We start from the raw sequence: 286 nt of genomic DNA on the forward strand, positions 1-286 counted from the left end.
AACCCTACAAAGGTTCGTCTGAAACATTTGCCGAACGCTTTCATGGTGTGAACATTGAGCTTCAACCCTACAAAGGTTCGTCTGAAACACCGACTCCAGCCAGCAGCAGCAGACCAATGATAAAGCTTCAACCCTACAAAGGTTCGTCTGAAACGGGATCGCTGATCGAAACACCAACCAGAGACCCCGGCTTCAACCCTACAAAGGTTCGTCTGAAACCATGCCGGAAATCCGGCTATGAGTCACTCATTCGACCGTTCACACAAAGTAATTTCCATCGACCCCT

General features: G+C 49.0%; 1 protein-coding gene. It reads left to right on the top strand.

Annotated features, from left to right (window positions below):
- On the top strand, nucleotides 1-286 hold a 286-nt coding region (locus tag C482_RS22120), incomplete at both ends, for a hypothetical protein (protein ID WP_206537142.1).

Source organism: Natrialba chahannaoensis JCM 10990 (assembly GCF_000337135.1).
In the GTDB taxonomy this organism is placed as follows: domain Archaea; phylum Halobacteriota; class Halobacteria; order Halobacteriales; family Natrialbaceae; genus Natrialba; species Natrialba chahannaoensis.